This is a genomic window from Salinimonas marina (assembly GCF_015644725.1).
Lineage (GTDB): Bacteria > Pseudomonadota > Gammaproteobacteria > Enterobacterales > Alteromonadaceae > Alteromonas.
Genome location: NZ_CP064795.1, coordinates 2,139,855 through 2,162,879, shown reverse-complemented (window position 1 = coordinate 2,162,879; position 23,025 = coordinate 2,139,855). Strand labels below are relative to the sequence as shown.

Annotated in this window: 17 protein-coding genes, 4 tRNA genes and 1 pseudogene; 14 read left to right on the top strand and 8 right to left on the bottom strand. The window is 49.3% G+C overall.

Annotated features, from left to right (window positions below; translation table 11 throughout):
• Positions 1–150 precede the first annotated feature (150 nt).
• Positions 151–453, top strand: a complete 303-nt coding sequence (locus IT774_RS09545) for a PilZ domain-containing protein (RefSeq protein WP_195809585.1) — start codon at positions 151–153, stop codon at positions 451–453.
• A 441-nt stretch (positions 454–894) separates the two neighbouring features.
• Here the strand turns inward: IT774_RS09545 and IT774_RS09540 are convergent, their stop codons facing one another.
• The gene (locus tag IT774_RS09540) at positions 895–2,085 is read right to left on the bottom strand and encodes a class I SAM-dependent rRNA methyltransferase (protein ID WP_195809584.1); all 1,191 of its coding nucleotides are present in this window, start codon (positions 2,083–2,085) and stop codon (positions 895–897) included.
• Positions 2,086–2,194: 109 nt separating this feature from the next.
• Here IT774_RS09540 and IT774_RS09535 point away from each other — a divergent pair, with 109 nt between their 5' ends.
• On the top strand, positions 2,195–3,172 hold the full coding sequence (locus tag IT774_RS09535; protein WP_195809583.1) for an NAD(P)H-quinone oxidoreductase: 978 nt from the start codon (positions 2,195–2,197) through the stop codon (positions 3,170–3,172).
• 500 nt (positions 3,173–3,672) lie between these two features.
• Here the strand turns inward: IT774_RS09535 and IT774_RS09530 are convergent, their stop codons facing one another.
• Together IT774_RS09530 and IT774_RS09525 are read right to left on the bottom strand one after the other, a co-directional pair.
• Positions 3,673–3,792 (bottom strand): YceI family protein, encoded by a 120-nt coding sequence (locus tag IT774_RS09530; protein WP_269749805.1) that lies wholly within the window; start codon positions 3,790–3,792, stop codon positions 3,673–3,675.
• Positions 3,793–3,954: 162 nt separating this feature from the next.
• Positions 3,955–4,539, bottom strand: coding sequence for a YceI family protein (locus IT774_RS09525; protein WP_195809582.1), 585 nt, complete (start codon positions 4,537–4,539; stop codon positions 3,955–3,957).
• A 566-nt stretch (positions 4,540–5,105) separates the two neighbouring features.
• Between IT774_RS09525 and IT774_RS09520 the strand changes: the two genes are divergently transcribed.
• A protein-coding gene (locus IT774_RS09520) for an IS3 family transposase (RefSeq protein ID WP_195809581.1) occupies positions 5,106–6,214 on the top strand; the annotation gives its coding sequence in 2 pieces (ribosomal slippage) (positions 5,106–5,358 and positions 5,358–6,214; 1,110 coding nt in all).
• Positions 6,215–6,284: 70 nt separating this feature from the next.
• Here the strand turns inward: IT774_RS09520 and IT774_RS09515 are convergent.
• The 3 genes from IT774_RS09515 to rnhA all read right to left on the bottom strand — a co-directional run bounded on the left by IT774_RS09515 (position 6,285) and on the right by rnhA (position 9,269).
• The gene (locus IT774_RS09515; protein ID WP_232364943.1) at positions 6,285–7,334 is read right to left on the bottom strand and encodes a transposase; all 1,050 of its coding nucleotides are present in this window, start codon (positions 7,332–7,334) and stop codon (positions 6,285–6,287) included.
• Positions 7,335–7,710: 376 nt separating this feature from the next.
• Complete coding sequence (locus IT774_RS09510) at positions 7,711–8,163, bottom strand: DUF3010 family protein (RefSeq protein WP_195809580.1); 453 nt, start codon at positions 8,161–8,163, stop codon at positions 7,711–7,713.
• A gap of 635 nt (positions 8,164–8,798) precedes the next feature.
• Entirely contained in the window at positions 8,799–9,269 is a 471-nt protein-coding gene (gene rnhA / locus IT774_RS09505) for a ribonuclease HI (RefSeq protein WP_195809579.1), read from the bottom strand.
• Positions 9,270–9,355: 86 nt separating this feature from the next.
• Between rnhA and dnaQ the strand changes: the two genes are divergently transcribed.
• The 8 genes from dnaQ (at position 9,356) to IT774_RS09465 (ending at position 14,146) form a co-directional block, all read left to right on the top strand.
• A complete protein-coding gene (gene dnaQ, locus IT774_RS09500) occupies positions 9,356–10,072 on the top strand; it encodes a DNA polymerase III subunit epsilon (RefSeq protein WP_195809578.1) in 717 nt (238 codons plus the stop codon).
• Positions 10,048–11,499: a TIGR03503 family protein gene (locus IT774_RS09495; protein ID WP_232364942.1), complete on the top strand. Its 1,452-nt coding sequence runs from the start codon at positions 10,048–10,050 to the stop codon at positions 11,497–11,499. Before dnaQ ends, IT774_RS09495 begins: the two co-directional genes overlap by 25 nt.
• Before the next feature lie 200 nt (positions 11,500–11,699).
• Positions 11,700–11,776, top strand: a tRNA-Asp gene (locus tag IT774_RS09490).
• A gap of 28 nt (positions 11,777–11,804) precedes the next feature.
• Positions 11,805–11,881 (top strand) — tRNA-Asp (locus IT774_RS09485).
• Between the two features lie 29 nt (positions 11,882–11,910).
• Positions 11,911–11,987: transfer RNA gene (locus IT774_RS09480), tRNA-Asp, on the top strand.
• A 24-nt stretch (positions 11,988–12,011) separates the two neighbouring features.
• A tRNA-Asp gene (locus IT774_RS09475) sits at positions 12,012–12,088 on the top strand.
• A gap of 130 nt (positions 12,089–12,218) precedes the next feature.
• A complete protein-coding gene (gene lolD, locus IT774_RS09470; RefSeq protein WP_195812258.1) occupies positions 12,219–12,914 on the top strand; it encodes a lipoprotein-releasing ABC transporter ATP-binding protein LolD in 696 nt (231 codons plus the stop codon).
• Positions 12,911–14,146 carry a lipoprotein-releasing ABC transporter permease subunit gene (locus IT774_RS09465; RefSeq protein WP_195809576.1) on the top strand — a complete coding sequence of 412 codons (1,236 nt, stop codon included), beginning with the start codon at positions 12,911–12,913 and terminating at the stop codon, positions 14,144–14,146. Before lolD ends, IT774_RS09465 begins: the two co-directional genes overlap by 4 nt.
• A 14-nt stretch (positions 14,147–14,160) precedes the next feature.
• On the opposite strand, the gene IT774_RS09460 is transcribed toward IT774_RS09465, so the two are convergent.
• Positions 14,161–15,507: a dicarboxylate/amino acid:cation symporter gene (locus IT774_RS09460; protein ID WP_195809575.1), complete on the bottom strand. Its 1,347-nt coding sequence runs from the start codon at positions 15,505–15,507 to the stop codon at positions 14,161–14,163.
• Positions 15,508–15,627: 120 nt separating this feature from the next.
• Here IT774_RS09460 and IT774_RS09455 point away from each other — a divergent pair, with 120 nt between their 5' ends.
• Positions 15,628–17,841 (top strand): Ig-like domain-containing protein, encoded by a 2,214-nt coding sequence (locus IT774_RS09455; RefSeq protein ID WP_195809574.1) that lies wholly within the window; start codon positions 15,628–15,630, stop codon positions 17,839–17,841.
• Positions 17,842–18,091: 250 nt separating this feature from the next.
• On the opposite strand, the pseudogene astB reads toward IT774_RS09455, so the two are convergent.
• Positions 18,092–19,431 (bottom strand): annotated as a pseudogene (gene astB / locus IT774_RS09450) (N-succinylarginine dihydrolase).
• Between the two features lie 359 nt (positions 19,432–19,790).
• Between astB and topA the strand changes: the two are divergent.
• Entirely contained in the window at positions 19,791–22,430 is a 2,640-nt protein-coding gene (gene topA / locus IT774_RS09445) for a type I DNA topoisomerase (RefSeq protein WP_195809573.1), read from the top strand.
• A gap of 11 nt (positions 22,431–22,441) precedes the next feature.
• Positions 22,442–22,987, top strand: a complete 546-nt coding sequence (locus IT774_RS09440; RefSeq protein ID WP_195809572.1) for a DUF2058 domain-containing protein — start codon at positions 22,442–22,444, stop codon at positions 22,985–22,987.
• Positions 22,988–23,025: the final 38 nt, after the last annotated feature.

Here is a 23,025-nt window from a genome sequence, read left to right as displayed (position 1 = left end):
AAAACGCCACATGCTGATAGGCCAGCAAAATAGTACCGGGAGGTGGCCCTGGTGGTGTCAGTTGACAAGCACAGGTTCACGCCCTATAACGGATATATCAGCGATTTACTTTAATTGATATCAACCGGCTCAGAAGTCAGGAGATGTAAGATGTTGGGATACGACGATAAGCGTAATTTCTTTCGCATGATGGTCAACTCGCCATGCCAGGTGCAAATTAATGATGATGAATCGAGCCGGACACTGCAGGCGGTTTGCAAGGATATCAGTGCTACAGGTATGTCCCTGGAGGTAGATGAGCCATCCGTGGAACTTGGCACCAATGTAAAAGTGTCGATTGAGTCGACCAGTTCCCAGATCCCCTCGTTATCAGCAACGGCGACGGTAGTTCGCTGTGTGGAAGAGTCGGCGAATAGCTGTATTATCGGTGTTGAAATTTCAGAAATGAAATAGCGGGTTTGCCGGGCCAGTCAGTTGCGGCAACGGTATGCAGTTCTTTGGGGCCTGCAAAGCCATCAAGTTGCCCGTAGCGGGCCTTTTTGGCTCAGCTTGCCCTTTAATGATGCTGATATCACCGTAAAGCTAACACTTAAAGCAGAGCCAAGGTGAAAATCAGGACGAGAGCGAGCAGTACCGCAACCAGAAGAAACACCGCTCGGGCGAGCGGGGGCTCAACGCAGGATGCGAGCATGTGCTGCCCCGGCACAGGCGCAACTTCAGGGCACTAAATTAATGTGCGCTGTCCCCGTGAAAAAAGTCAAAGCTCAGCCTCAGGCCAGCACTAAGTAGCAAAGGAGCGTCCTGGAGACTGCCAGCAAGTGGCGCTTCAAATCGCTACATATCCTGACCAGCGCGGACTCGTCTGTTATACGCATCGAGCTAGCGATGCTATGATCAATCGGCCACCTGACACACCAGCCCTTTCAGATAATAGCCTTCCGGATAGGTTGTTTTAACCGGGTGGTCCGGGGCCTGAGACAACCGTTCTATAATCTTAACCGTCCGGCCGGCATCTAACGCGGCATCGGCCACAATTTTCTGGAATAAATCCGAAGGCATCAGTCCCGAACAACTAAAGGTTAACAGCAAACCACCTGGTTTGACCGCATGAATACCGTACATATTAATGTCTTTATAGCCACGGGCAGCCCGTTTTAAGGTGGCCTTGCTGTCTACAAATTTGGGCGGATCAAGAATCACCATATCAAACTGTTCGCCATTTTCATGATAACGACGCAGCACTTCAAACACATCACCCTGAACCATGGTGGTTTTATCTTCATCCAGCTGATTAAGCCTGACATGTTCACGCGCCAGCTTTAAGGCGGGTGCAGAGACATCCACATTCGTTACATGTTTGGCGCCACCGGCCAAAGCAAAACACGAGAAGGTGCCGGTATAACTAAAACAGTTGAGTACGGTTTTATCGTGGGCATAATGGCCGGCACGGGCGCGGGCGTCACGCTGGTCCAGATAAAAGCCGGTCTTGTGGCCATGTTCAATATCAACATTGATCCGCAGATTGTTTTCAAGGATTTCCACGGTGCCTGGCGTTTCGCCGTGGATAGGTCCGGTTATCGGTTCAAGCCCTTCCTTTTTGCGCACATCCACATCAGAGCGCTCGTAGATGCTGACGTGCGGAAACAACTTTTTGAGCGCCCACACCAATTTATCGCGTTGCTTATCCGCGCCGGCACTTAATAGCTGTAACACCGCGACCTTGTCGTACATATCGATGGTAATGCCCGGCAGGCCATCAGACTCAGCAGCAATCAATCGATAGCCGGTGGTGGTGTTAAAATTCAGCACGCTGCTACGTAATACCAGCGCCTGTTCTAACCGGCGCATAAAAAAGCCGTTATCCACAGGCTCGTCTTTGTTAAAGGTCCAGATCCTCACCCGTATCTGAGACTCAGGCGAATAGGCGCCGCGCCCCAGCCACTCACCGGTACTACTAAGAACATCCACTGTATCGCCACTGCGCGCACGACCGGCGACCGATTCTATTGCTGAGGCAAAAACCCAGGGATGATGGCGTTTTAATGATTTTTCACGTTCAGGCACAAGAGTGAGGGTGGCAGACATAGGCAACAGTTACTGGTGAAGAATAAGGCGCGCAGTATAACCAGAATCATCTTAATTCACTACCGATACGTAACTATGCCCACGCTGGTAATAACCCCGAGAAGAAATAATGCGATTTATTAATTTTGAAGAGGGCAGTAATCCCAAGGAACTTTTTATTGATGAGGCCCCGGCACCTGAGCTCAGTGCCGGCAAAGTAATTATTCAGGTTCATGCTTTTGGCGTGAACCGGGCGGATACTTTACAACGTCAGGGCAAGTACCCACCGCCGCCGGGCGAAAGCGCGATTCTGGGCCTGGAAGCAGCGGGCGAAGTGATTGCGGTGGCAGACGATGTCAGGCAGTGGAAACAAGGCGACAAGGTGTTTGGTTTGATGCCCGGGGGTGGTTACGCCCAGCAGGCGGTTGTGGATGCCGATCATCTGATGCCTCTGCCTTCCGGTGTGTCGATGGAAGCCGCAGCAGGTTTGGCCGAAGTATTTTTAACCGCGTACCAGGCCCTGTTTTTATTGTGTGGAGTTAAATCGGGTGAACGCGCATTAATTCATGCCGGGGCCAGCGGGGTAGGGTTGGCAGCGTTGCAGCTATGTCGTCTTAAAGGTATCGAAACCGCGGTGACTGCTTCTACAGCTGAAAAACTGGCGCTGTGTGAGCAAATGGGCGCCAGCGTGCTGATAAATTACAAAACCCAGGATTTTGCCGAAGTGTTGTCTGATAAATGGCAAAAGGGGGCCAATGCTATAGTGGATTTTGTCGGGGGCGATTATCTGAACCGCAACCTTCAGGTTCTGGCCAAAGATGGCAGTATTGTGTATCTGGCGATGCTAGCCGGCCGCTACGCCGATCAGCTGGATATGGCACTGATGCTAACCAAGCGGGCGCGGATTCAGGGCTCGACATTGCGTTCACGTACCGACGAGTATAAAAGCTCGTTGATAAATGCCTTCACACATGACTTTTTAGGTGAATTTGCCACCGGTAACTTACAGGTTAACCTTGATACGGTACTAAGTGTTGATGATGTAGCTCAGGCTCATCAGCGCCTTGAGCAAAATGATACCCAGGGCAAAATAGTGGTGCGCTGGTAATCCTTGAATTAATGGATCGGGCGGGATGCAGCCCGCCCGATCCATTACCTCTTAGAGCGCTATGGGGTTTTGAAATAAATTAGCCCAGCGCATCTGCCGCTCGCATAAATGGAATTAAATATCACTTTATGTAGCAATTCTTATAAGCGTATTTGATTGAATCTGAGATTGTATCGTGGCTGATGCTGGCGCCGTTCCTTTCGAGAGTTCACTGGACAGTCACTTCAGGCCAGAAGATGGATAACGAGATGAATAGGACAGTCACTTCAGAAAGAGTTCACCAAGTTCACTGGACAGTCACTTCAGGCCAGAAGATGGATAACGAGATGAATAGAGCGAGATGAATAGGACAGTCACTTCAGGTCTAAAGTAAATTGCTACGCCGAGCCCGGTAAAATTAAAAGAAGGAAGAAGTAGGAAAATAAGGTATTTGACAAACAGACTGTGCGGGCCGACCAAAAACAGCTGGTCGGCCCGCTTATTATAAGTGCAACCGCGTGTTATTTGCTCGCCTGTGCTTCTGTGGTAATCCGCAGGGTAACCTCGTCTGATACATTGGGTACGTACTCGTCTACTCCAAAGTCGGAACGCATAATGGTGGTGGTGGCATCAAAACCAATGAGTTCACTGGACAGTCACTTCAGGTCTAAAGTAAATTGCTACGCCGAGCCCGGTAAAACTAAAAGAAGAAAGAAGTAGGAAAATAAGGTATTTGACAAACAGACTGTGCGGGCCGACCAACAACAGCTGGTCGGCCTGCTTATTATAAGTGCAACCGCGTGTTATTTGCTCGCCTGTGCTTCTGTGGTAATCCGCAGGGTAACCTCGTCTGATACATTGGGTACGTACTCGTCTACTCCAAAGTCGGAACGCATAATGGTGGTGGTGGCATCAAAACCAATAGCCGGCTTTTGGGTCATTGGGTGCTGACCCTGTTTGTTCAGCATTGCATCAAAGACAATCGATTTGGTGGTGCCTTTAATGGTCAAATCGCCGTGTACTTCCAGTTTACCGTCTTCTTTATCTACCACTTTGGTACTGGTGAAAGTTGCATCCGGGAATTTATCGGTATTAAAGTAGCTTTCAGTCATGAACTCTTCTGTGAGCTTTTCTACATAGGTATCGGCGGTGCTGATCGGAATCGTCACATTGATTGAAGAGGCGGCCACATCACCACTGTCATAGGTAATTGTGCCAGAGGCATCATCAAAAGTAGCAGTTGGGTTAGAAAACCCAAAATGACTCCAGGAAGCCACCACGCTGGTGTGGTCCGGGTCAATCTGATAGGTCACCGGCTTGGCCAGTACACCGGTAGTAAAGGCGGCAGACAGTGCTACACCCAATGCTGTCTTAGATAGTACTTGCATGCTTAACTCCTATTTTTCCAGAATGATATTTACAGCTATTAATAGCAAGACTGTACTGTTTTAGTTCATCAGGGTTTATACGGAAAAAAACAAACCAGCCTGTTAAACCGAACGAAAGTGGAATAGATAAGGAATAGATAGGACAGTCACTACAAGTTTTTTAGCGGATGACGCGTTTGGTATTCACTCACCCGCGTAGTGTTCTTTTTTGAGTTTAAGCTTTAAATAGTCTTTTTTTGCAGGATGTGGCTTATAAGTAAAGGAATAAGCTTCGATGCTAAATTGACCACGCAAGGCTTACACCCTTTCCCATTACAGATGCTCATGTATTTATAATCGTGATCAATTTCCTGAGTGTGTAAATGTACCGCTTTCATAGCCGTAGCCCTCTTTTATCTTAATTCTTATATAAATACTGTATTGATGAATTCTCGAGAAACTAAGGTGGAGGAAGCTGGCGGCCAGTCTTAAACAATAAATGTTGGGGGATAAGATGTTGTCCACTACCCCTAAACTGAGACAGACTTAATTGGAGTTTTCTGCAATGATTAATGCAGGAGACGACAATGAAAAAATCACGCTTTACTGAATCACAGATCATCGCTGTGTTGAAAGAAGTCGATGCCGGAATGAAGGTTGAAGAGGTGTGCCGCCAGCACGGTATCAGCAATGCAACTTACTACAATTGGAAATCCAAGTACGGTGGGATGGAAGCCTCTGACGTTAAACGGTTAAAAGAGCTTGAAGAGGAAAATGCCAAGCTCAAGAAGATGTATGCCGATGTCAGTCTGGAAAACCATGCTATTAAGGAGTTGGTCGCAAAAAAGGGTTGGTGACAGCAGAGAAACGAGAGTGCGTCAGCGTATTGGTTGGTGCGGGGCTGAGTATCGTAAAGGCTTGCCTGTTTGTTGGTATTGGCCGTTCGACCTTCTATCGCCCCCAACGAGACTGGCGCAAAGCAGATGCTGCTGTCATTGATGCCATCAATGCAGAATTGAAGAAGTCGCCACGGGCGGGATTCTGGAAGTGTTTTGGGCGTATGCGTTTTAAAGGCTTTGCCTTCAATCACAAACGCGTTTATCGCGTGTACTGCCAGATGGGGCTGAACCTGAAGCGCAGAACCAAGCGTGTGTTGCCCAAGCGGATAGCTCAGCCCCTGGAAGTGCTTGCTCGGGTTAATCATCAGTGGGCACTGGATTTTATGCACGACACACTTTATTGCGGTAAACGCTTTAGAACGTTGAATGTGGTGGATGAAGGTACAAGAGAGTGCCTCGCCATCGAAGTGGATACCTCTTTGCCTGCGGGCCGTGTGGTGCGCTTGCTAGAGCAACTCAAGGCCGAGCGCGGATTGCCCAAGCAGCTGCGCGTCGACAACGGCCCGGAACTGATATCAGCGACGCTGGCGGATTGGTGCGAAACGCACAATATCAAACTGATTTACATCCAGCCTGGCAAACCACAGCAAAATGGCTTCGTCGAGCGCTTCAACGGCTCGTTCCGCAGAGAGTTCCTGGATGCTTACTTGTTTGAAACTATTTATCAGGTCAGAGAAATGGCCTGGGTCTGGCAACTGGATTACAACGAAGAACGAACTCATGAAAGTCTCGGTGACCTGCCTCCGGCAGCGTATCGGGCGAAACTGGAAAACTCTAATTTAGAACTGTGTCATTAAAGGGGGAGTGGACAATGTGACTGGTGGGCGTCGTCCCGTGTGTTCAAGCGGATTTGTATTTTAAGATTTTTCAGCGTTGCGACATTAGTTTCGCGATGCTTACTGAAGTCTTAAAGTCCGTTTCAATACCGTAGACTAATGCATCCCACTCAGTATGATCCAGTCCAGCCAGGGTGAGGATTGGAGATGGAGAGGCTGCATTATCTATTTTGCCGCGTTTTTTCGGATGAAAATGACGCCCGGTTTGCTCGACGAGTGTGAAGTAATCCTGAAGCCGAAAAGGTAATCCGTCTGATATTTTTTCACCAGAATTATCAGCGAAGTGAAATAGGGACCTGGGCTGTTGATCAGATCTAGCCGCCTGAAGGAGTTTTTGAATACTTGTGTGTGCAGAGTCTTCCGGCGTTTTTGCCAAACGAGCCCGTACCGGATTTAAATCAACATACGCCATACAGGCTGCGAGCGCAGCTTCATCCATCAACGCCTGAGATTTAAATCTTCCTTCCCAAAAGTGCCCCGTACAGTTGTCTTCGATATTTGCTTGTCTGGCAATATATTCATTAAGCAATCGCATAAACCAGCTGATATCAAATAATCGGCTGCGATACACTTCAGCAAGGTTTTTAACGGTATCAATTTCGGCGGCAGATAACGAATCACATTCAGCAGGATTGATATAACGTCGTGCTAGCAGCATGCCTTTGTAGAGCTTATGCCATCGCCGAATAATCTCCTTCGCTGACAGCGATTCGGCTTTTTCCCTGTTAATACGCAACACCACATGGGTGTGATTGCTCATCACCGCAAAGGCACATACATCTACGCAGAACACATCAGCCAGCAGTATCAGCCGGTCTTCCACCCATTGACGACGATGCTCATACCTTTTACCCGAATGCTTATCTTCACCGCATAAGTAAGCACGGCGCACACAGCGGGATACACAATGGTAGTAAGGTGTCTCTGCCAGATTGATAAGGCATTTACGTGGTCTGGGCATAGCGTCATACAAAACAAGAGGGAATGTTTTCATTGTGCCGGAGTTCGCATAAAATCCAACCGTACCTGAGGACGGTAAGTGACTGTCCTGATTAGAGCGATAACGTAGTTTTATGGTCACCTGTGGGCATCCTCGTAGAGACCGTATTTGTTGGCAGTAGCGCAATTGGTTTTTACCGATACTACAACGCTAGAAAACTCCAGAAATCCACGCCATAAAACCACTTAAACCGGGAAACGTGTTCAGCAACTTAGGATAGTAAGTGACTGTCCTGATCTAGACCGTAACTCTTACGCATTTCACCGGTTGTTGAAGTGGAAAGAGGCTGATTACTTTTAAAGCAGGTAAAAGGTATAAAGTGACTGTCCTGATTCGGACCTTAGGAATCTGAACATCAGTAACTCTTACGCATTCCACCGGTTGGAGAAGTTGTAAGAGGCGGCTTACCTTTAAAACAGGTAAGCTGCCCTGACACATTTTTCACAGGGAATCTTTGCTAGGAATCAGTTGGTGTTTGCGATGGACTGTCACGTTTCATTAACCATGCATAAGCGGTAGTAAAGGCTATCTCCTGAAACTGCTTTAAACCCGTGTCTGAGAAAGGCACTGCGATGGGGTTTCTGCGTAACGATTCTTTAATATCGGTTGGGTTAAATACCACAACCTCTAATCCTTCGATTAATTCAATAGCCGCTTCTAGCTTAAAGCCAACGGCACTGCCTGCAAATTTGCCCTTACTTTGGCGCTGACGGATTATCACAGCATCAATTTTGTAGTCGGCGACGAGTTTAGCGAAAGTACTTTGAAAGCTTTTTAGGCCTTTGGCACTGGTATCGGCCAACGTTAACCGGCGGGTACGGCAGTCGGGAACATGAAACAATCCATCTATCAGTGACAAGAGGCATACCGTTGCTTCGTTGCTTTTTATATCTACACCACAAACTTTCATATTAATTCCTATTCACATTTATCTGCCATTATAACGTGTTTCGCTACAAAGTGACGTCTCGATTGAGCCCACCGCCAACCTGTTAATTCGGTACGGCGAGATGCTATGCCTATGTACACAGCGTTGTATTCTGCCATTGTTAAGAACACGATGTTGCTGGTTGATTATCCGCCAACGAAATGTACGAGCAGTACCATAAGCCAGCTATGGTTATAGCTGGCAAGATTTGTTATTGATAAATTATTAAGCAGGACACTCACTTTTTACACTTAGGGGCGTTACGCTCTTGCTATTGAACAGGACCGTCACTTTACAATAAAAATTCCGGGTAAGATGAAGTGCCTGTCCAAGCTCTGTCCAAGCTCTGCGACAGGCAACGAAATGTACGAGCAGTACCATAAGCCAGCTATGGTTATAGCTGGCAAGATTTGTTATTGATAAATTATTAAGCAGGACACTCACTTTTTACACTTAGGGGCGTTACGTTCTTGCTATTGAACAGGACCGTCACTTTACAATAAAAATTCCGGGTAAGATGCAGTGCCTGTCCAAGCTCTGTAAGCTCTGCGACATGCCCCTTTGCTGAACGACTGCCTTTTTCAATCAACCACCAAACCTGACCCCAGCTATTGTATCTATGTAGCGGGGTTGAAGCCGCTATCAGGCTGGGAAGGCGATTCGGCGGCGGCTCGTGCCAGGGCATCACAGCGTTCATTCTCCGGATGTCCTGAGTGGCCTTTTACCCAGTGCCAGGTCACCTGGTGTTTACTTACCGCCTCATCCAGCTGACGCCAGAGGTCGGCGTTTTTCACCGGCTTTTTACTTGCGGTACGCCAGCCATTTTTACGCCAGTTGTGGATCCACTGATTAATGCCATTTTTTACATACTGACTGTCGGTAGTCAGGTTCACGGTGCAGGATTCACTTAACGCATTCAGCGCGGCTACCGCCGCTAACAGCTCCATACGATTATTGGTGGTTTCAAAATATCCCTGGCTGATTTCCTTGCGGTGTGAATTGTAAATCATGACCGCACCATAACCACCTGGGCCTGGATTACCTAAACATGAGCCGTCGGTAAAAATATCAATTGATTTGTTGGCCACTGCCACTCCTTTTTTCGCTGTTATGCATGGTCACCAGATTTGGGCTTGGTATACTACCAAAAAAGTCCGTTTATTGAGATTGTTCTATGCGTCAGATTGTACTGGATACAGAAACCACAGGTATTGAGCCGCGCGAAGGCCACCGTATTATCGAAATAGGGTGTGTGGAATTGATTGATCGAAAGCTCACCGGCAATCATTTTCATGTGTATATCAATCCACAACGTGAAATTGAAGCCGAAGCTATTGAAGTACACGGCATTACCAATGAGTTTTTGCAGGATAAGCCGGTTTTTGGTGACGTGGCTGAAGACTTTATCGAATTCATTAAAGGCGCGCAGCTGGTAATTCACAACGCGCCCTTTGATGTCGGCTTTATGAACCACGAGTTTGCCTTAAACGGGCCCACCGCAGCGGTAAAAACCAGCGAGATCTGTGAGGTGCTCGATACTCTGGCGCTGGCCCGCAAAATTCACCCAGGCCAGAAGAACAATCTTGATGCGCTGTGTAAACGCTACGGTATTGATAACAGTCATCGTGAGTTACACGGGGCGTTACTAGACTCCGAGATTCTTGCAGATGTGTATCTGCTGATGACAGGTGGTCAGACAAAATTGAATCTGATGGGCCAGGGCGCAGGCAATGAACAGGACACGGTGGGGATGCGCCCGGTTCAGCGCAGCGCAAATAAATTAAAGGTTATCAAAGCCAGCGCCGATGAATTAGAACAACATGAAGCACGATTGGATATTGTGCAAAACAGCGGTGGGCAATGTTTGTGGCGAGCAAACCAAAGCGAATAATAAGACAACTCAGTCTGGTGCTATTGGCAGGATGGTCGATAGCAGCTTCAGCATTACAACAGCAGGAAGACACGGTCAGCATGGCCTCGGTGGAGCCGCGCCAGGTCATCAGGGAGCTGGGTGACGACTATCAAAACTCTATCACTTTGCTGCAAAACCGTTTCAGGGTTGATCATAATGTCAGCGAAGTGACCATGGTGTTTTTCCGGGAATATGGCTCGGCCCCGGTAGTACTGGTAAGGCCCGATGGCTCTAAAATTTTCCAGTCTCGTGCCAGTGATGAGAATGCCAAATGGTTTGATGCCGACTCCTACGACATGGTTACGATAAAAGAACCCGTGCCAGGGCCCTGGCAAGCCGTTGGCCAGATTCATCCGCAAAGCCGGGTCATGGTGGTTTCGGAGATAGAGTTACAGGCACCTTCGCTACCCTCCATGTTGTTTTCGGGTGAAATACTTAAACAAACCGCGACGCTGACCAACGGCGGCAAGCCCATTAAAGAGCCCGGGTTCAGAGAGGTGGTTGAGCTGCAAATTGAGCTTATCTCTACCAATAATCCTAATTACGATAATTTTAAGTCTGACAAGCAGGTTATTGCGACCTTTGCCGATAATGGCCGGGGCATGGATGAAAAGCCCGGCGATGGTATTTTCACCGGTCAGTTTAACCTGGTCATTCCGGCCGGCGAGTGGACTCCGGTGTTCAGTGTAACAACGCCGATGTTTACCCGAGAGCAGGTCGATCGGCCGTTTATTTTGCATAACAACCCAATAAACCTGCGCACGACGCTGGCCGCCGATAAACCCGATGACGCAGGTCATCATACGTTGCATATAGAGGTAGACCGCGACAAGGTCGATATAAACAGCCTGCTGATTGATGGCAAGGTACGCTACCCCAATGGTGACATGCACAACTTTTCGTTAACTGAGCCTACCGATGCCGCGCGCACCTACGAAATGGTAGCCATGGAGGAGGGCCGGTTCACGGTCAGACTTACCGCCTATGGCAAGACCCGGCAGGGGCGGGATTTTATTTTAAATGTGCCTGAATACAGTTTTGTGGTAGAAGCCGAGCCGCCTCCGCCACAAGCTGCAGCTGCTGATATCGCTGTCGAAGAGCCGGTGGCGGTATCAGAAGAAGAACCTTCAGTGCCAACGCCTGCCGGCCATAATACCGACACCGCTATTGATGATAATTCACTGGTGCTGATACTGGTGGCAGTAAACGGCACTATATTGCTTGTGGTGGGTAGCGTGGTAGGGTTCGTATTATGGCGCAGAAAAAAAGCGTCGGTCACAGCCGATGAGTTAGATCTGAATTTGGACAACCCGTCTGCTGCTACGCCAAACCCAACCCCGGGTATTAAAGACAAAATTCTGAGTTTGTTAGGAAAAAAATCGAAAGCCGAAAGCACTAATTCCTAGGCCTACGGGTCTGATTTCTGACCATTTTTGATGCATATTTCGACATTGTGTCGAATAATCATGCAAACGCACTGTTTTCTGTTTTTTTGTGGTAAAAAAGCGTTGACTCTTAAAATCGATAACCGTATTATCTGCGCCGCAGTGAGGGGGAACGGTCTTCAACGGAACGAATCCAACTTGCTGAAAGTATTAAAAATTGTGGAGCGGTAGTTCAGTTGGTTAGAATACCGGCCTGTCACGCCGGGGGTCGCGGGTTCGAGTCCCGTCCGCTCCGCCACTTTTTAATACAGTAAACTAAAGGCCACGGAGCGGTAGTTCAGTTGGTTAGAATACCGGCCTGTCACGCCGGGGGTCGCGGGTTCGAGTCCCGTCCGCTCCGCCATTAGTTTACAATAATCTTTATCCTTGTGTGGAGCGGTAGTTCAGTTGGTTAGAATACCGGCCTGTCACGCCGGGGGTCGCGGGTTCGAGTCCCGTCCGCTCCGCCATTCAATGATAAAGATGCCCTTAGTGGAGCGGTAGTTCAGTTGGTTAGAATACCGGCCTGTCACGCCGGGGGTCGCGGGTTCGAGTCCCGTCCGCTCCGCCACTTCTGGTGCCCCAGTTCCTGGGAGTCACCTAAAAATATCCCTTTTGCTAATTCCTGGTAATTTCTTGGTTACTCACCGTAATCACGGTACCATTTGCACAGGTAAACCCTGGTTCGTTAAATGGTTAATATGCAGGAAATTCTTGTCTGTAAAGACATCAGTAAAACCTATCATGAAGGTGCCGTAGATACCTCGGTGCTCAGGAATGTTTCATTTTCAGTCAACACCGCTGAACATATTGCAATATTAGGCAGCTCCGGATCGGGGAAAAGCACCTTATTGCATATTCTTGGTGGCCTGGACTCACCAACCTCAGGTCAGGTGTGGTTTAACCAGCAATCCCTCTTTTCGCTCTCAGCGTCGCAGCTGGCCACCTTGCGTAATAAGCACATGGGGTTTATTTACCAGTTCCATCATTTATTATCGGAATTCACCGCGTTGGAAAATGTCGCAATGCCCAGGCTGATTGCTGGTGAAAGCGCCGGCAAGGCGCGTCAGCAGGCGGCTGCGCTGTTAGACCGGGTCGGCTTATCGCATCGGTTAAAGCATAAACCCGCCGCTTTATCGGGGGGCGAGCGTCAGCGTGTGGCCATCGCCCGGGCGCTGGTTTGTGAGCCGGCGCTGGTATTGGCAGATGAGCCCACCGGTAACCTTGATCACAAAACTGGGGTGCAAGTGTACGCCTTGTTACGTGAGCTCAGTCAGGAGCTTAATACCAGCTTTATCGTGGTCACCCACGATACCGAACTGGCGGCGCAGATGGATCGCACCCTGACCATCGTGGATGGTGAGCTGGCCGCACCTGGTGCAGGAACAGCCCCATGAAACTTGCCTGGCAGCTGGCCCGACGGTTTCGTCAGGCCAAACAACAAAACCGCTACATCTCTTTTATCTCCTTTTCGTCTACCTTCGGCATCGGGCTTGGGTGTTTTGTACTTATCACCCTGTTAAGCGTTATGAACGGCTTTGAACGAGAGCTTACCCATCGGATCCTGGCGGTCATTCCCCATGGTGAGCTCTACTCGGTGTCTAATGAGGGCATAAACAACTGGCCGGCAGTAATGACCGAGCTGGAGCGCGACGAACGGCTGGTTTCGGTTGAACCTTATACCAAGATTACCGGCATGCTCCAGCATAAAGGGGCGTTAAAACCGGTGGAGCTGACCGGCTTGGCCGTGGCGTCCGTTGACTACTCACAATGGCGACAACAGGTGACTCCGCAGGCATGGGAGCGTTTTCGGCAAAGCCACAATACTGTGTTGCTGGGACAGGGGTTAATCGAGAAATTCGGCCTTGAAGTCGGTGACAATCTGGGGGTACTGGTGCCGGTGACCAGCGATGATATGGTGTTTAAAGCACCCCAAAGAATTAAACTCACTTTGGCCGGCAGCTTGTCTATCGGGGGAGAGCTGGATAACTACCTGGGTCTGATGCACCTTGGTAAGGCCTCACAGGCGGCGAATATCGATTCCGGGGCTCAGGGGCTGCGCTTCAGGCTGCATGATCCCTATCAGGCCAAAACGGTGATGAGAGATATCGGTTATCGATTTCCGCAGGCAGTCTATATGTCAGACTGGACCCGGACCCAGGGGCATCTGTACAACGACATTCAGCTGGTTCGAACGGTAGTGTACATCGTTCTGACATTGGTTATTGCCGTTGCCTGCTTCAATATTGTATCGACCCTGGTGATGGCGGTACGTGAAAAGCGGGCGGCCATCGCCATATTAAAAACCATGGGCGCCCAGGACAGCCTGATACGCCAGGCGTTTATATTACAGGGGCTAACCAATGGCATTATCGGAATAGTGGCCGGAACCGTGCTCGCGGTGATAACTGCGCCAAACCTGGCAAGCATTGTGAAAACCATTGAAGGGGTTTTTAATACTGAAATTCTGTCAGGGGATATTTACTTTATTAACTTTTTACCGTCACAGCTGCAGGTTATGGATGTGGTGTTGACGGTGGTGGTAGCAGTGATTCTGGTGGTCCTGGCCACCTTGTATCCGGCCAGCCAAGCGGTGAAAGTGGCTCCGGCCAGCGCGTTAAACGGCTAGCCGGAACGGTTTACCTAGCTGTTCTTATCAAAGTGCTCTAAATCCACTTCCTCTTCTTTCAGGCCCGCTTTTTTGTTATTAAAGCGGGTCGCATCCAGTTCGTTTTCACTTTTTGCTATAATGCAGGCCACCGTACAGTCACCGGTAATGTTCACCGCGGTACGGGTCATATCCAGCAACCGGTCTACACCAATAATCAGGGCAATACCTTCTACCGGCAAATTCACCTGTTGTAATACCATGGCCAGCATAATCAGACCCACACCAGGTACACCAGCAGTTCCCACCGAGGCCAGCGTGGCGGTTAATACCACCATCAGATAATCTGACACCGTCAGATCCACTCCGTATACCTGCGCGATAAACACCGTCGCGACACCCTGCATAATCGCGGTGCCATCCATATTAATGGTAGAGCCCAGAGGCAGGGTGAACGAAGATACCGATTTGCCGACACCAAGCTTATTTTGCGCGGTTTCCATGGTTACCGGCAAAGTCGCACTGGAACTGGCGGTGGAAAAGGCAAACTGCGCAGCATCGCGCATTTTATAGAACAACATCATGGGGTTTAAACCCGTGAAGGCTTTTAGCAGTACCGAATACGTCACCAACCCATGAATAATAAGTACGGCCAGCACTAAGAAGAAATATTTGGCCAGATTTTCGAGCATATTAACGCCAATCGACGAAAACAGCTTGGCCATCAGTACAAATACACCGTACGGCGCCAGATTCATAATAATGGTAACCAGCCGCATAATGACGGTGTTTAAGTCCTCAAAAAAGCTGGCAATACGTTTACCGGCCTCGCCACACATCGCCATGGCTACACCCAGCAATACCGCAAAAATAATGATTTGCAGCATTTTGCCTTCGGCCAGGCTGTTAATGGGGTTGGTGGGGAACATATCCAGAATGACCTGCCCAAACGACGGGGCTTGCTGGGCCTGGAAAACAGCATCACTTGGCGCCTCGACACCCACCCCGGGGGAGACCAGCAAGCCAAGACTGATGGCCAGCGAAATGGCGATGGCGGTGGTAAAAATATACAGCCCGATCGATTTAACACCCAGACGTCCAAGCTTGCTGGGTTCGGTTAAGCTTGAGGTGCCGCAGATTAACGAGACAAAAACTAACGGTACGACCAGCATCTTTAAGCTGGCGATAAATATCTGACCGAGCGTAGAAAATATACCATCTACCAGAATGTTATACGTGGAAATGGAATAACCAAATATCGAAAAGCGTAAATCTCCGCTATCATCAAAAATCAGTTGGAGTAACACGCCAATCAAGATTCCGGCGACCATGCCGATAAATATCCTGGTGGTTAAACTATACTTATGTGCGTTTTGAGACATGAATGTTCCCTGAAACTTCTGTTTTTATATTTATAACGCCGGATAGTGTGCCAGATTCCCAACAGATTGAAATAATAAAAACGTAACAATGTCGAAGAATAGAGGTTCAGGAAGAAGAATATGCGTGAATTAGCCAAGTCGCTGTTATTCGTTACCACCTTAGGTCTGATAACCGCCTGTGGCGGGGGCGGAGAGCTCGAAAGAGAAGGTGAAACCAGCCAGACCGATACCAACACCGATGCCGACAATGACGGCCAGGAAGCCACCCCCGTTTATACGGTGGCAATGTCTTTACAAAACACCAGTGGCAGCCCCGATAAAAACCTGAGTCAGGACAACCCTTTGAATGCTTCGGTCACCGTGGCCGATGAACAGGGTAATGTGCGTAGTGACACGCTGGTTACGTTTTCACTGTCTAATGAAGAACTTGCTTCTTTTTCCAACGATACCGGCACCGCCCGCACAGATGAAAATGGCGTGGCCAGCATCGGCTTAAGCGCAGGAGCCCTTGCCGGTGATGGTTTGCTCACCGCAACCACCACAGAAGGCGAAGTGGGCACTATTACTTTTACCTCGGCGGGCACAACCCAGGAAAGCGTAGAGCCAGCCACACTGGATCTGTATACCAGCAAGGTGCAACTAGCCTCAAGTGGCTCAGATACGGTCCAGCTGACAGCGTTAGTCAAAAACTCACAAAGTGTGTTGATGCAGGATGTGCCCGTGGCGTTTTCAGCGCCCAGTGAATCTGGAGTAGAGATAGAAGTTACCCAGGCCCAGACCGATCCCAGCGGTCGCGCGCTGGCTAAGTTGTCTACCGAGAACAATGCTGAAAATCGTATTGTTACCGTTACCGCCAGGGTGGGTGAGCTGACCCAGGATATTGAGGTTGAGATTGTGGGTACCGAAGTCACCATTAATGGCACCCAGTCGGTTATCCTGAACGATACCGTGGCATTGACCTTGCGGGTGCAGGACTCAGATGGGGTGGCTATTGCCAATCAAACCATAGAGATAGCAGCAGACAAGGGCGAATTGTCGGCGAACACGGTGCAGACCGGAAGTGATGGCCAGGTAAATGTTAATTACACCGGCACCCAGTCGGGTAAAGACACCATCAGCGCCTCGTCGCTTAACGCCGGCGCTACTTTTGCCATCACGGTGCAAGAAGACGATTTTGTGTTCAGTCAGGCCCCATCAAGCGAAGTTCCCTTGAACACGCCACAGACGCTGACCGTAAGCTGGTCAAAAGATGATTCGGCCTTTGCCGGCGGCGACGTTACCTTTACTGCCTCGCGGGGCACCATTACTGCAGCGGATGCGCAAACCAATGCCGGTGGTGAAGCGAGTTTCACTATCGAGTCTGATAATGCGGGTATTGCGGCGGTTACCGCAACCGGTGTGGATAATGACGGTGAAGAAGTCAGCGCCCGGATTGAAGTAGAATTTGTGGCGGTGACGCCCGCTACACTGCAGGCGGACGCCACCCCGGACATTCTGGGTCCCGATGGTCAGAAAAGTACCATCACCGCGATTGTACGTGATGTGAATGGCAATCTGGTTAAAAATTCGGTGGTGACCTTCAATGTCGATGACACTAGCACGGGTTCTATCGCCCCGTCACAAGCCACCACCGACAGCAATGGGGTAGCATCTACCGTGTTTACCTCTGGCGCGGTAACCAGTGAAGATGCCGTCGTGGTGACCGCCCAGGTTGCTGAGGACACCGCCGTTGCAGATAATGTGGTGTTGACCGTGGGCAACCGTCCTTTTGATATCTCCATTGGTACCGGCAATTTGTTACAAGCCCCCGATGAGTCTACTTACCTCAAAGAGTTTGCGGTATTTGTCACTGACTCGGCAGGACGTCCCATTGAAGGCGAAGCACTGACCGTGTCAGTGACGCCTGTTAAATTTGCCTCTGACGGTGAATACCGTAAAGGCTTCTGGTCATGGGATGATGAAAAATCATTATGGGTTCCCCAGGTAACGGCCAGTTGTCCTAACGAAGACATCAACAGTAACGGCAACCTGGATGCCGGTGAAGATAACAACGGCGATGAATTGCTCACCCCGGGGATTGTAGGCAGCATACGTTTTATTGGTGATGGTGTCACTGATGCAAACGGTCAGGCTACCTTGCAGTATCGCTACCCCAAAGAATATGCGGTATTTACCGATGCTGAAATTGCCGTGTTCGCTCGCTCCACTGCCAGTGAAGCATCAGCCTACACCCGATATACCTTGTCTATTCTGGCCAGTGATATCAGCACAGAAGCAAGCCCGCCACCGGCTAACCCCTTTGGGTCCAACGCGGACTGTAGCAGCATACGGTAAGCACATTACCTTATTCTTCGATAGCAAAAAGCCTCGATAACAGGGGCTTTTTTATGTCTGTCTGATAGCGGTGTCTCGCCTGCGATAATGTTTGAAAGCGCTTTTTTATAACAGGCGAACCGGCAGGGGTAGGGCCACAGAAGAAAAACTGAGATTAAGGCCAGCAGGTAACAATGGCTAGCTACCTCCCACACAAACTCACCGCCAAAAAAATACCCTGCAAGCGCAGGGTATTTTTTTAGGTTACGGGTCAGGCCTGCTGGAAAGGATAGACCGAGCCCAGTTTTAACAGCTGGGTTAATTCATCCAGCGCTGTACGCGACTCGGTCAGCAGCTGCGGATCACGCAAATCATCTTCGGTTAACTGGTCACGGTAATGTTTGTCTACCCAGGTATTAAGCCGCTCACACTGGGTATCTGACAGCAGCGTATTCTGATTTACATGGCTTAATTCGTCATCGGTCAGAGCCACCCGTAAACGCAAACAGGCCGGACCGCCGCCATTGCGCATACTTTGTTTTACATCAAAGTACTTCACCTGTTTGATGGGTGTGCCTTTATTGACCAGTTGGTCCAGATAGGCGCTTACCGCGCGGTTTTCCTGACATTCGGTGGGCGCAATAATCGCCATGGTGCTATCTGGAAGGGTAATTATCTGAGTATTGAACAGATAGGTTTTAACCGCATCCTGCACGGAAACTTCATTGGTGCCAACCTCGATAAAGTGCAGCGGGTGATCGCCGAATTTGGCTTTTATTTCATCAAGCGCCTGAGTCTTGTTGTGAAATGCCTGCTCATGGAAAAACAACACATTTTGATTGCCCACCGCAATAACATCATTATGAAAAACGCCCTGGTCAATCACATCCGGGTTTTGCTGGATATACACCACCGACTCGCTATCCAGACCATGCAGTCTGGCAATGGCTTTACTGGCTTCCAGGGTTTGCCGGGCCGGATACCGGGTAGGCGCAGGCTTGCTGCTGTCGAAGGCGTAACGGCCATACACAAACAGTTCTACCCCGGCATGACCATACTCATTACACAGACGCGTATGATTGGCTGCACCCTCATCACCAAAGTGTTCGTTGTCGGGCAGGTGAGTGTGATGGGCAAAGTATTTGTCGTTGGCAAATGTGCCTTTTAAGATTCGGCCAGTAACCTCGGGTTCCAGAGAACGGTGAAATTTATTGGTGAGGTTGGCCGGCGTAAAATGTACCCGTCCATCGGCGGTATCGGCACTGGGCGATACGGTCGCAGCATTGGCGGTCCACATACTGGAAGCTGAGCAGCAGGCTAAGAAGACTTGTTTTGATTGTTTGGCGGCGCTTTCAAGTACCGTGGCATCGCTGCCGGTAAAACCCAAACGACGCAGAGTCTGAATATCAGGACGCTCCTGGGGGCCAATACGCCCTGCGTCATGCCCATATCGGCCAGCGCTTTGGCTTTGGCCAGACCTTGTTTGGCGGCCTGACGGGGGCTGCTAACCGCATTTGCATTACTTTGCGAGGCAACATTACCAAACGAAAGACCGGCGTAGTTGTGCGTCGGGCCAACCAGCCCATCAAAATTCACTTCAAAATGCTTCATGCGTTCCTCAGTCTGTGGATTACACAGGTTGTGTCACTAAAATTTTGCAGCCCAGCCAGAGATTAATTGCGTCAGCCCCCATAAGGGGTATAGCATAAAAATAAGCTTGTACCGCATCGTCAATAGCCTGCATTATACGGCTTTTATTCAGCTTGCCAATGAAGGTGTCTGAAAACCAAACAGTTTTTGCGCGCTAAAAACGCGCTTAGTGGAATAACTATTAAGAAGAACTTGTTTTCCATTCACTTTGTCGATATATGTTAAAAAAGCATAAGCGCAACCTGGTCGCAATGACAGGCCCCAAATTCAAAATTTAAGCTAATTAAGCTTAAGATTTAAAACAGGTTTATTTCAATTATATGGCAAAATCACTGGTCATCGTCGAGTCTCCGGCCAAAGCAAAAACGATAAATAAATATCTTGGTAAAGATTTTATCGTTAAATCTTCAGTAGGCCACGTTCGAGATCTGCCAACCAAAGCATTAGGGCAGGTGGAGCCGAAAAAACCGGCAAAAGAACTTAAGACATTATCTGAGGAAGAGCGCTCAGAATATTTGCGCAACTACGAGTATCGCAAACTGGTCGATCGCATGGGGGTCGATCCTCAGCAAAACTGGCATGCGCATTATCAGGTGCTTCAAGGTAAAGAAAAAGTTGTCAACGAGCTTAAAAAACTGGCCAAAGACGCCGACACTATCTATCTGGCAACGGATTTGGATAGAGAAGGAGAGGCCATTGCCTGGCATCTGCAAGAGCTGTTGGGAACCAAAGACAAAACCTATCAGCGGGTGGTATTTAATGAAATCACCAAAAATGCCATTCAGGAAGCCTTTTCCAGCCCCGGCGAAGTAAATGTCGCTCGGGTAAATGCACAGCAGGCCCGTCGTTTTCTGGATCGGGTGGTTGGCTTTATGGTTTCGCCGCTGCTATGGAAAAAGATTGCCCGGGGGCTGTCAGCCGGTCGGGTTCAGTCAGTCGCCGTACGGTTGGTGGTTGAACGTGAGCGCGAAATTAAAGCCTTTGTGCCAGAGGAGTTCTGGGACATTCACGCAGATTTGCAGGCTAAGAAAAATACCGCGTTGCGCATGCTGGTAAATAAATACCAGAACAAAGCGTTTAAACCGGTAAATAAAGAACAGGCGGATACCGCGGTAAACGAGCTGCAGGCCCAAAACTATGTGGTACAAAGCCGCGAGTCAAAACCTACCCAAAGTAAGCCCTCAGCGCCTTATATTACGTCGACGCTGCAACAGGCCGCCAGTACCCGCTTAGGTTTCGGGGTTAAAAAGACCATGATGATGGCCCAGCGTTTGTATGAAGCCGGTCACATCACCTATATGCGTACCGACTCGACCAATCTTAGTCAGGAAGCATTGGATACCTGCCGTAGTTTTATTGACGATAAGTTTGGCAATAAGTATCTGCCTGACAACCCGATTCGCTATGGCAGCAAGGAAGGCGCACAGGAAGCTCACGAAGCAATCCGACCTTCTAATGTGGCGGTGAAAGCCGACAGCCTGGGAGATATGGAGCGGGACGCTCAGCGTCTTTACGAGCTCATTTGGCGTCAGTTTGTGGCGTGCCAGATGACCCCGGCAAAATATGATGCCACCACCATCAAAGTGGCCGCCGGTGACTATGAACTGGTAGCCAAAGGCCGGGTTCTGAAATTTGACGGTTGGACCAAAGTACAGCCGCAGCTGCGCAAAAAGGGCGAAGAAGATCTGCTGCTGCCTGATGTACAGCAGGGCGATACCCTGGACTTGAGCGCGTTGGATCCAAAACAGCACTTTACTAAGCCGGTGGCGCGTTACAATGAAGCATCGCTGGTAAAAGAGCTGGAAAAACGGGGCATTGGCCGGCCATCTACTTATGCCAGCATTATCTCGACGATCCAGGATCGCGGCTATGTGCGGCTTGACTCAAAACGCTTTTATGCCGAGAAAATGGGCGAGATTGTCAATGACCGTCTGACCGATAATTTTGTCGACTTAATGAGTTATGACTTCACCGCCAACATGGAACAGCAGCTGGATGATATTGCCGGTGGCCAGAAAGACTGGAAACAGGTTTTAAACGAGTTTTACGAAGACTTTTACAATAAGTTGTTAAAAGCAGAAAAAGATGCAGAAGAAGGCGGAATGCAGCCAAACCAGGCGATTCCGGCGGGCATTGCTTGCGGTACCTGTGGTCGTGAAATGAATGTGCGTACCGCCAGTACCGGCGTATTTTTAGGGTGTTCAGGTTACAATCTGCCGCCCAAAGAGCGTTGTACCAATACCATGAATCTGACCCCGGGTGACGAGGTTATCAAGGTCGATGATGAAGAGGAAATGGAAACCGAAGTACTGCGTTCTAAACGCCGGTGTCAGGTTTGTGGTACCGCCATGGACAGCTATCTGGTCGATGAAACCCGCAAATTACATGTTTGTGGCAATGTGCCTTCGTGTGATGGAACCTATGTCGAGTCTGGTACGTTTAAGATTAAAGGGTATGACGGTCCTATTATCGAATGCGACAAGTGTGGCAGCGATATGGAACTTAAAAACGGACGCTTTGGAAAATACTTTGGGTGTACCAATAGTGAGTGTAAAAATACCCGTAAACTATTGAGAAATGGTGAGGCTGCGCCACCCAAGGAAGATCCGGTGGACTTACCCGAACTGCCCTGCGAAAAAACCGATGCCCACTTTGTACTGCGCGATGGCGCCTCAGGTATTTTCATGGCTGCTCACAATTTTCCAAAGTCTCGGGAAACCCGGGCGCCTAAAGTTGAGGAACTGGCTCGGTTCCGGGATCGTATCTCGCCAAAATTTTATTATCTGGCGGATGCCCCGCAGCAGGATCCGGACGGCAATCCAACGATTGTGCGCTTCAGTCGTAAAACAAAGCAACAGTATGTTATGTCAGAAAATGACAATGGGAAATCTACCGGCTGGTCAGCCTGGTATGAAAACGGTAAATGGGTAGCAAAAGATACCCGTAAAAAAAGTAAATAAGGAGTCATCCTGTGCCATCACTTCAGGATCAGCTGCTTAAAGCAGGTCTGGCGGACAAATCCAGTGCCCGTCAGGCTCGTCAGGACAAACGCAAAAAGCAAAAGCTGAAAAACAAAAACAAACAGGATGTGGTTGACGAACACAAGGTCGCGGCGCAGCAGGCTGCTGAAGAGAAAAAAGCCCGTGACCGGCAGCTTAACGAGCAGCAACAAAAAGAGCGCGAACAGCGCTCAATCGTGGCGCAGGTGCGTCAGCTTATCACCGTTAACATTCAGAATCGGGGCGGCTCAGAGTCGGTGCTGAATTTTACTGACAATAATGTGGTCAAACGCATGTATGTGGGTGAGGCGGTGCGTAAACAGGTCACGCAGGGCCGTTTAGCGGTAGTCAGGCAGGATGAAGAGTACTTTTTGGTACCCATGCCGGTGGCTGACAAAATTGCCCAGCGTGATGCAGCATCTGTGGTACATCGGGCCGATACTATTGAAGAGGCCTCGCCAGGCGAAGAAGATGACTGGTATGCTGATTATCAGATTCCGGACGATTTGACCTGGTAGACTCTTTTACCTGGTGCCTCCTTGGCCTGGTAAATATT